At 36.1% G+C, this 8,083-nt stretch carries 8 protein-coding genes and 1 pseudogene; all 9 read left to right on the top strand.

Annotation, left to right across the window (positions count from 1 at the left end; all coding sequences use genetic code 11):
* Window positions 1–583: hypothetical protein (locus A0J48_RS25270; RefSeq protein WP_234301156.1), on the top strand; the 583-nt coding region annotated here is incomplete at its 5' end.
* A gap of 93 nt (window positions 584–676) precedes the next feature.
* Entirely contained in the window at window positions 677–1,819 is a 1,143-nt protein-coding gene (locus tag A0J48_RS25265; RefSeq protein ID WP_200327329.1) for a glycosyltransferase family 4 protein, read from the top strand.
* Window positions 1,820–1,877: 58 nt separating this feature from the next.
* Entirely contained in the window at window positions 1,878–3,020 is a 1,143-nt protein-coding gene (locus A0J48_RS25260; protein ID WP_200327328.1) for a glycosyltransferase family 2 protein, read from the top strand.
* A gap of 120 nt (window positions 3,021–3,140) precedes the next feature.
* Window positions 3,141–4,526 (top strand): hypothetical protein, encoded by a 1,386-nt coding sequence (locus tag A0J48_RS25255; RefSeq protein WP_200327327.1) that lies wholly within the window; start codon window positions 3,141–3,143, stop codon window positions 4,524–4,526.
* 207 nt (window positions 4,527–4,733) lie between these two features.
* Window positions 4,734–5,330: pseudogene (locus A0J48_RS25250) on the top strand (TauD/TfdA dioxygenase family protein); the annotation flags it as partial.
* An 85-nt stretch (window positions 5,331–5,415) separates the two neighbouring features.
* Window positions 5,416–6,015, top strand: coding sequence for a thioredoxin family protein (locus A0J48_RS25245; RefSeq protein WP_200327326.1), 600 nt, complete (start codon window positions 5,416–5,418; stop codon window positions 6,013–6,015).
* Window positions 6,016–6,351: 336 nt separating this feature from the next.
* On the top strand, window positions 6,352–7,146 hold the full coding sequence (locus A0J48_RS25240) for a TIGR04255 family protein (protein WP_200327325.1): 795 nt from the start codon (window positions 6,352–6,354) through the stop codon (window positions 7,144–7,146).
* Window positions 7,143–7,832 carry a helix-turn-helix domain-containing protein gene (locus A0J48_RS25235; RefSeq protein ID WP_200327324.1) on the top strand — a complete coding sequence of 230 codons (690 nt, stop codon included), beginning with the start codon at window positions 7,143–7,145 and terminating at the stop codon, window positions 7,830–7,832. Before A0J48_RS25240 ends, A0J48_RS25235 begins: the two co-directional genes overlap by 4 nt.
* A complete protein-coding gene (locus A0J48_RS25230; protein ID WP_200327323.1) occupies window positions 7,822–8,010 on the top strand; it encodes a hypothetical protein in 189 nt (62 codons plus the stop codon). The genes A0J48_RS25235 and A0J48_RS25230 overlap by 11 nt, the downstream gene beginning before the upstream one ends.
* Window positions 8,011–8,083 lie beyond the last annotated feature (73 nt).

Genomic DNA, 8,083 nt, shown 5'->3' with positions numbered 1-8,083 from the left:
GTTTTACTGTACATTTCACAAAATGAGTATGAATAAAAAAATTATTGTACTGCTTTTTTTAATTGTATCTTTTTTGATATTTATAGCTCTCACAAGTTATTTTATCAGTTGGGACGTGATTGTTGATTTACTCTACGGAAATAGGAATGTGACTTCATTAGTGGATGGGGACGATGGCTCTTTAAATGAGAGAGCGTATTTATATGAATTGGGTCTTCAAGAAGTATTGACTAATTTATTTTTTGGTAATTATACCGAAATAATGAAGTCCAGGGGGTCAGGTAACTACATACATAATATTTTGGGAATACTTCAGTACTTTGGCTTGTCTTCATTTCTAGGTTATCTCAGCTTAATTATTTTTTGCATCAAAAGATTTTTTACTTCATGGAGATCCATCAGGAATTTTGAAAATATTATTTTTAATAATATTTTTGTTTTTAGTATTTTTCAAATCATTTTATTTAGATTTCCTTTAGGTTTCTACCCTATATTCATTTGTTTTGGAATGGAGCTAAATAGCTTATCAGGAAAATTTAAGGTAAATACCAAGGAAGGAATGAAAAAGATGATCATAAATTAGTATATAATTTTGGATTATACACTACTGAAAATAAATTTTCTGATTCGGAAAATATCCAAACAAGAGTCTGCTATTGTTTTTTAGAGGTTTCAAATGATTGACCAGCAGTCGAAAAAAATTAAACTTTGTCATCTAACTTCAGTTCATTGTTATAATGATCCACGTATTTTTTTAAAGGAATGTTGTACATTAGTGAGTGCAAACTACGAAATACATCTAGTGGCTCCTGGTGCGCCTAATGAAGTGATCAAAAATGTTCAACTTCATTCTATCCCTAAAATTAAAGAAAACCGTTTGTTACGCATGACTAAGGCTGTTTGGTGTGTTTATCAGATAGCTCTAGAAATTCAAGCAGATATTTATCACTTTCACGATCCTGAATTAATTCCAGTTGGGATACTATTAGTGAAGCAAAGTAAAAAAGTTATATATGATGTTCATGAAGATGTGCCAAGGGATATTTTGAGTAAATACTGGATTCCTAAAATTGGGCGCAGAATTATTAGTTGGCTTGTGGAAAAATTAGAATATATTGCAGCTAAACAGTTCACTGCTATAGTGACAGCAACGCCATTAATCTGCGATCGCTTTCTCAAGTTGGGATGTTTTGCGGTCAATGTTAATAATTATCCGATCGTCGATGAATTATCTTTACCTAACACAAGTTGGGAGCAGAAGGAACTCGTAGTCTGCTATGTAGGCGCAATTACAGAGGTACGAGGGATTTTTGAAATGATAGAAGCGATAGGGCAAACGGATACTTTTCTACTACTAGGTGGTAAATTTGCATATCAAAAACAACAAGAAAAAGCAGTAGCGATGTCAGGATGGACAAATGTAAAAGAATTAGGGTGGCTCGATAGAAAGGAAGTGGTGCAAACTATCGCAAAATCAATGGCAGGATTAGTCCTGTTACATCCAACAGCCAGCCTCATGGATTCACTTCCAGTCAAGATGTTCGAGTATATGTGTGCTGGCATTCCTGTTATTGCTTCTAACTTTCCTCTTTGGAAAGAAATTATTGAAGGTAATCAATGCGGCATTTGTGTTGACCCTCATAATCCTCAAGCAATTGCTGAAGCAATCCAATGGATAATTGCTCATCCATATGAAGCTAAACAGATGGGTGAAAATGGCAGAAGTGCTGTTTTGGAAAAATATAACTGGGAAAAAGAGTCAAAGGTCTTGCTGAAACTTTACGAAGATCTTAGCGAGCAAATATTTATGGGTTTGTAAGTATCAATAAATATGCAATTTTTACTTTTAACAACATTTGAATAAAGGGTATAAATATATGGACTGGAGAACCTCAGTAAAACAAGTGATTCTACCCTCTGTTTCTATTGCTATTCCTGTTTATAATGAAGCACATTGTATAGAAAAAATTGTGTACTCATTTCTAGCAACACTTTATCCAAATTTGGTTGAAGTTATGATTGCAGATGGTGGTAGCACTGATGGTACTCAGGATATCATTCAACATCTCTCATCTGAAGATTCACGAGTGCGACTTTTGCATAATCCCCAAAAAGTTCAATCTGCGGGTCTCAATTTAATTTTGCTACATTGTACAGGCGATATATTCCTCAGAGCAGATGCCCACTCAGATTATGCCTCTGATTACATTGAAAGATGTGTGGAACTACTCCTGGAATCGCAAGCACTCAATATTGGTGGAGCAACTCGTTTTGCTGCTAAAACACCTTTTCAAGCAGGAGTAGCACTAGCATCAAAAAGTTTTTTAGGAGGGGGAAGTGCAAAGCATCGTAATCCTAATTATGATGGCTATGCTGACACACTTTTCCCTGGATGTTTCTGGAGAAAAACACTGCAAACAGTATCCGGATACAGCACTGACGCAACAACGAATGAAGATGCTGAATTGAATCTGAGGTTGCAGAAGTTGTTTGTTGATATGAATCAAATACCGAGTCAAGATACTGCAGTGCAGCATAACTTGATGGGTAAAACTTACGGAGCAGTTTATGTGAGTTCTAAAATTAAAGTCTGGTATTATCCCAGAAATACATGGAAATCTCTTTTAATTCAATATTTTAAGTATGGAAGAGGTCGATATCTGACAGATGTAAAGCATCCTAAATATTCCCCAATTCGAGGGAAATTACCATTTTTGGTAATTTCTGGAATTATTATCATTGGAATAATTAGTTTTTTTGTACAATTTTTACGACCTTTTTTACAAGCTTTAATTCTAGTGGGTTGCTTGTCAATAATACTAGAAGGATTACGAGTAACTAGCAAATTTAGGAAAAATTTTAGTCAAGAAATTTGGCGGGGTGTCGAACATCAATTACCTTCTACTTTGAGTTGTTATTTTTTTTGTGTAGTATCGTTAACAACAATGCTGATTGCACATTTTGCAGGATATTCTTACCAAAAATTTCGTCATAACATTTTAAAAATCAGTGGTTGGTAAATTATAGAAAAACATATTAAGTTTAGGTATTTATGTTTTTCACAATATGAAAAAATATGTATTTATTTTTTCATGTAACCTCTGAGCAATTCGTGATTATTAGTTTATTTAGGATTTACTATGAATTCAGACAAATCTGTTATATTACTAGAATTTAATGAGCTTTGCCCTTCATTAATTGAAAGATTTATTCAAGAAGGAAAGTTACCTAACTTCCAGCGACTTTATAAAGAATCAGAAGTTTATATAACGGATGCAGAAGAAGACCCACAATATCTACAACCTTGCTTTCAATGGGTGACAGTACATTCTGGTGTCCCTTACTGTGAACATCAAATATTTCTTCTGGATGAGGGATATAAACTCAAGTCAAAATCGATTTGGGATATTATTTCAGATGCAGGATTAAAGGTTTGGATTTGTGGCAGTATGAACATTAGCTACAATCCCTCATTAAATGGTTATATTATGCCAGATTTTTGGAGTACAAAAATTACTCCAAATTCTGAAGAATTATTGCTATATTTCCAATTTGTTCAAAAACAAGTCCAGGAACACACAAATGATTCTGTTCCCCTTAGTACTGGAGATTATTTGAGGTTTCTGAACTTTATGAAGAATCACGGACTTTCACTAAATACAATTAGTGCCATTATCCAACAATTAATTCGTGAGAAAATCACAGGAAAATACCGTTGGCAACGTGCAACTATCGCAGATAAGCTTCAGTTTGATTTATTTCGCTCCTATTATCACAAAATCCGGCCGCATTTTTCTACTTTTTTTATTAATAGTACAGCCCATTTTCAACATATGTACTGGCGGAATATGGAGCCAGATAAATTTCAAATTAAACCATCAATAAAAGAACAGATTGAATATGAAAATGCAATTTTGTATGGCTATCAAGAAATGGATAAACTCATAGGTAAATTTCTGAATTTATCAGATCATAAGACTACTTTTATTTTATCTACGGCTTTAAGTCAACAACCTTGTTTTACCTATGAGGAAACTGGAGGAAAACGTCTTTGTAGGCCGCGTAAGTTTGAAAGTCTCTTAGATTTTGCAGGTGTGAAGAGTAATTATATTTGCTCTCCAGTCATGGCTGAAGAATTTCATATCAGGTTTGAAAATGAACAAGATGCAACTGAAGCAGAACAAAAACTGATAAATTTACAAATAAATCAGCGTCCGATAATGCGATTAAGACGCAATGGTAAAGATATTTTCGGTGGCTGTGGAATTTTTGAAGAAATACCACAAAATGCAATTTTGAATATTACCAACAGCAAAAAATCATTCCCATTCTTTGATATTTTTTATCAAATAGAAGATATAAAACGCGGAATGCATCACCCAGATGGCATTTTATGGATTCGTCAGCCAAGCTGTAAGCATTCGATTCATGAGGGTAAAATTTCTCTGTGTTCTATTGCTCCAACTATTTTAGAGTTATTAGAAATTCCTAAAGCAGATTTCATGAAGGAAACTGCACTGGTTTAAGGGGATCATTTGAGGGGGCGACAAAGAAGTTACTTCCCTCTTGCCTTTTGCCTCTTGCCTTTTGCCTTGCCATAACGATAAATTTCAACGCATACCTACTTATTTACAGCAGTTTTCATGTATTTATACCATACTCTTGATTCCTCTTTGCGCCTCTGCGTGAGACAATAAAATGTAGTTCATTTACCCGAAAATCGCTGTAAGATTTGGGTAGATCGTCTGCCCCTTGGCTCGGTCTTGAGGGCATTGGTAATTCCTCCGGCGGGAGGGGATACTATTTGGGCAAATTCGGTGACTGCATACCAAGATTTACCGGAGCATTTGCGGAATTTAGCGGATAAACTTTGGGCTGTACATAGTAATGCTTATGATTATGCCACAGCCTTTGATATACCGGAAGAAGTGAAATCTTACCGGGATGTGTTTACTTCAACGGTGTATGAAACCTTGCATCCAGTGGTGAGAATTCACCCTGAATTTGGGGAAAAGGGTTTATTTATTGGTGGTTTTGTGCGTCAAATTCGCGGTTTATCTCCAACTGAATCAGGAGAGATTATTTGACTATTGCAATCTTATGTTACACGACCTGAGAATACAGTGCGTTGGCGTTGGCAGGTTGGGGATGTGGCATTTTGGGATAATCGCGCTACTCAACATTATGCGATCGCTGATTATGGAGATCAACCCCGTCGTGTGCAGCGTGTAACCATTGCTGGTGATATTCCTTTAGGTATTGACGGTAAGTATAGTCAAGCCATTAAAGGAGATTCTGCGGCATATATTCCCAATCTTGTAGCAGCTTAATCACTGGCTAACTGTAGGGTGTGTTACCGCAAAGGGTAATGCACAATTTTGATCATGAATTTGATAATTTAAGGAATTGGATTTTATGGCTTTAACACCTTCGACAATGTTACCTTTGGGGACTTTAGCACCTAATTTTTATCTCCCAGATGTGGTTTCAGGTAAAACGATTTCATTGGCAAACTTTGCTGATAAAAAAGTATTAGTAGTTATCTTTCTGAGTCGTCATTGTCCTTTTGTGCAACATATCAAATTTGAATTAGCAAAGTTAGGACAAGATTACAAAAATAGAAATGTGGGTATTTTAGCAATTAGTTCTAATGATATTAATACTCATCCTCATGATGCGCTAGAATTACTTAAAGATTTTGCCCAAGAAATAGATTTATCCTATCCTTTACTTTATGATGAAAGTCAAAAAGCGGCTAAAGATTTTTTTGCAGCTTGTACTCCAGACTTTTTTGTATTTAATGCTAATAGAAAGCTGGCTTATCGGGGACAATTAGATGATAGTCGTCCGAAAAATGGTTTACCTGTAACTGGACAAGATTTGCGGAAAGCGATTAATTATGTTTTAGCAGATGAGGTAATTACTTGGGAGCAAAAGCCGAGTATTGGTTGTAATATTAAATGGAAAGCAGGGAATGAGCCAGTTTATTATAAAGTTCCGGTGACAGTTGGGTAGTTAGGAATTTTCAGCAGTACAAGCAAGAGTGAGGATAACTTACTGGCTTTTACTGCTGTAAAATTTAGGAAAATTTATTTATACAGTGCGATCGCTTAATAGATAACCTTCAAATTTTATATACGTAGATCAGATTGCTAGATATTACCTGCTATCATATACACCTTATAATGTTGGGTTTAGTGACAGGATTCTGTTTTAGATAAATTTTGCTTAAACTTCACACTATACTTCACACATTTGTTCTATTATAGATTCACGAGACTAAAGGCAGTATTTCCTGCTTTCGGAACATATACAGTTTCCTGAAAACCAACGAACAAAGGATGGAGAGCAGTGGCCATAATCAATCCACTTATTGCACAACCGCCAAAAGAGGTGTCTTTAAAAAAAGCACCTCTAGTTCGTGTTATTGCACAAATACGCTTTCCGCTGATTACGTCAATTGAAAATAAAAGCTTTATAGGAGGATTTCAAGAAGCTATTAGAGATAAGTATCCAATATTACAACAAGAGCAGACCCGAAGCTTAGTTTTTGGTTCTCAAGGTGTTACTCAGTCTGAGCAAGTAACTTGGAGATTTGTAGATGCTCAAGGTAATTGGCGCTTATCACTATCACCTGACTTCGTAGCACTTGAGACAACTGCTTATACAAGTCGTAGTGATTTTATAGCACGGTTAGAAAACTTGCTAGTAGCACTTAATGAACACATTAAACCTAAAATTGTTCAACGATTCGGTGTGAGATATATTGATCGACTCGTTGGACAAGCAGTAAATGATATATCTAAGCTTGTACGCTCGGAAATTACGGGTATTGTAGCATTAGACTTTGGAGAATATATTCATCAGAGTATCAATGAATCTTTATTTAGTTTACCTGGGGGAGAAGATCAGATAATTGCACGATGGGGACTAATTCCTCCTAATGGAACTTTTGATCCAGATGCAATTGAACCAGTTAATGAGCCTAGCTGGATACTTGATTTAGATATGTCTCTCTCAAAACAACGAGATTTTGATGTTGAAGAACTTCTGAATGAAGCACAGCGTTTTGCTGAAAGAATTTATACTTTTTTCAGATGGGCAGTAACTGATGAATTTTTGCAGCATTTTGGAGGTGAACCATGACTTCTCTTTTAGATAGAAAGCCTGAGCCGTTATCGGGTACTTCTGCCCGTGGCTCAATGCGTCCTCAGCATAATTACCGCCCCACTATTATATATAAAATTTTTTCGACTATTCCTATTACAGCAAGTACGACAGCAACATTTGATCGAAATTTATTACCTACTTTGGAGATGACAACGAGTGGGTTGACTTTTCCATCAACTAATTCTGCGGAAAAAACACGGATTGCTATTAACCAACTGAGAAAGTTAAGTGGATTGACCTGGGATCAACTTGCTAGGCTTTTTAATGTTTCACGTAGAAGTATTCACTTTTGGGCAAGTGGTCAGCGATTATCTCGTTTTAATGAGGAGAAGCTTAATCGCCTTTTGGCTACTGTTCAGTATATTAATCGGGGAAGTGCCAGTCTTAATCGTAGTCTTTTATTAACTCCTGGTAGTGATAGTCAACTTCCTTTCGATCTCTTGGTAGCTGATGAATATGAAGAGGTAAAACGAATTATTGGTTATGGTAATGCTCCTGAAAGACCACAATTAGCTCCCTTATCTGAGGATGCACGTGCGTCACGTAGACCACCCAATCCGGCTGATCTAGTTGATGCTCTACAAGAACCTATCCATCGTGAAGTTGGACGATCCAAACCTGCTAGAGCGGTAAGGAGCCGCAAAAACGGTAGTGGACAATGAGCTTGATGTTTGGATTAAGGAAGTAGATGCTGCTCTTCAAGAATGGCAGCAAGGTGATTATGTGCTTGGCGAACATTGGTTTGTACAGCGTTTTCACCCTCAGCGTCCTCTAACACAAGAATCTACAGGTGTTGCACAAGAGGAGACTGATCTTGCTGAGTCAGAAGTTAGGGGCTAGTAACTGAATCAAAATATCTACCTAAATCAACTCATATCTGATTAAATAGTCAGCTATCATGAGGATATGAGTA

This window comes from Sphaerospermopsis aphanizomenoides BCCUSP55 (assembly GCF_001586785.1).
Lineage (GTDB): Bacteria > Cyanobacteriota > Cyanobacteriia > Cyanobacteriales > Nostocaceae > Sphaerospermopsis_A > Sphaerospermopsis_A aphanizomenoides_A.
The sequence above is the reverse complement of the archived record's forward strand: the minus strand, read 5'-3'. Positions and strand labels throughout refer to the sequence as shown.

Bases quoted from the DNA above. Each gene is read 5' to 3' on its own strand.
- A0J48_RS25235 (WP_200327324.1), top strand. From the start codon at position 7,143: ATGACTTCTCTTTTAGATAGAAAGCCTGAGCCGTTATCGGGTACTTCT.
- A0J48_RS25245 (WP_200327326.1), top strand. From the start codon at position 5,416: ATGGCTTTAACACCTTCGACAATGTTACCTTTGGGGACTTTAGCACCT.
- A0J48_RS25255 (WP_200327327.1), top strand. From the start codon at position 3,141: ATGAATTCAGACAAATCTGTTATATTACTAGAATTTAATGAGCTTTGC.
- A0J48_RS25265 (WP_200327329.1), top strand. From the start codon at position 677: ATGATTGACCAGCAGTCGAAAAAAATTAAACTTTGTCATCTAACTTCA.
- A0J48_RS25260 (WP_200327328.1), top strand. From the start codon at position 1,878: ATGGACTGGAGAACCTCAGTAAAACAAGTGATTCTACCCTCTGTTTCT.